This is a genomic window from Arachidicoccus sp. (assembly GCF_050436765.1).
Taxonomy (GTDB): Bacteria; Bacteroidota; Bacteroidia; order Chitinophagales; family Chitinophagaceae; genus Arachidicoccus.
This window is the reverse complement of the sequence record NZ_JBNQGD010000263.1, coordinates 4,096-5,236: the sequence shown is the minus strand read 5'-3', so window position 1 is coordinate 5,236 and position 1,141 is coordinate 4,096. Positions and strand designations below refer to the sequence as shown.

Here is a 1,141-nt window from a genome sequence, read left to right as displayed (position 1 = left end):
TGCGGAAGTAATAGCTTTCCCAAGGCCTCGCATCCATATCATTGTTACTGGAAACGAGCTGCAAGAACCCGGGAAAAAATTACTACACGGCCAAGTTTATGAAGCGAATTCTTTTTCGCTAACGGCAGCACTGCAGCAGATCCATATCTCCAGCGTTCAAATTCATTTCGCAGCCGACAATTTAACCCTTCTGCAAGAAACGTTAGAAGTTGTATTGCAAGACGCCGATTTGGTAATACTCACCGGTGGTGTCAGCGTAGGAGATTATGACTTTGTATTAGCTGCGACAAAGAGTTGTGGCGTGGAGCAATATTTTCATAACATAAAACAAAAGCCGGGAAAGCCTTTATACTTTGGCATGAAGGATCTAATCCCCATATTTGGTTTGCCGGGAAATCCTTCTTCCGTATTGACTTGTTTTTATGAATATGTGTTGCCGGCCTTAGAAAAACTGAGCCATCATACAGGCTTTATAAAAACTTGCAAGAAAGTCCTGACGAAGCGCATAGAGAAAAAATCCGGGATCACGCATTTCTTAAAAGGAAATTATACAGAAGAAAAAGTTGAGCCATTAGGCGCGCAGGAATCTTATCGTTTAAGTTCATTTGCAAAAGCCAATTGTTTGATTTGCCTGGATGAAAAGAAAACGGTTTTCGAAATAGGAGACATAGTAGAGATTCATATTATTAACTAAACAAAATAATAAACAATGCAACCACACATTTTAATTTTTTATCTACTGATGTTCTTTGTAGCATTTTTATACGCTTCCGTGGGGCATGGTGGCGGAAGTGGCTATTTAGCCTTAATGGCGATGTTTGGTGTCGCACCTTTTATCATGCATTCCACAGCATTGACACTAGATCTTTTTGTATCCATTACCTCTTTTACATTGTTTTACAAAGGGAAACATTTTGATTTAAAAATGTTTTTACCATTGGCCATTGCATCTGTACCTATGGCTTTTCTAGGTGGATTGATGTCCATTGACGGCAGTATCTACAAAAAAATACTGGGCGTTCTATTATTAATTATTGTAGTCAGATTCATTTTCTTTAGAAAGATAGAAATTACCAAAACAAAAAAGGCTAGCGTATCCGGCTCTGTGCTCTTAGGCGCTTTGATAGGGTTCGCATCGGGC

At 39.2% G+C, this 1,141-nt stretch carries 2 protein-coding genes; both read left to right on the top strand.

Annotation, left to right across the window (positions count from 1 at the left end):
* Nucleotides 1-694, top strand: a 694-nt coding sequence (locus ACQR30_RS11570) for a molybdopterin molybdotransferase MoeA (protein ID WP_429735227.1), incomplete at its 5' end; no start/stop codon positions are given.
* Nucleotides 695-709: 15 nt separating this feature from the next.
* Nucleotides 710-1,141, top strand: a 432-nt coding sequence (locus ACQR30_RS11565) for a sulfite exporter TauE/SafE family protein (RefSeq protein WP_429735225.1), incomplete at its 3' end; no start/stop codon positions are given.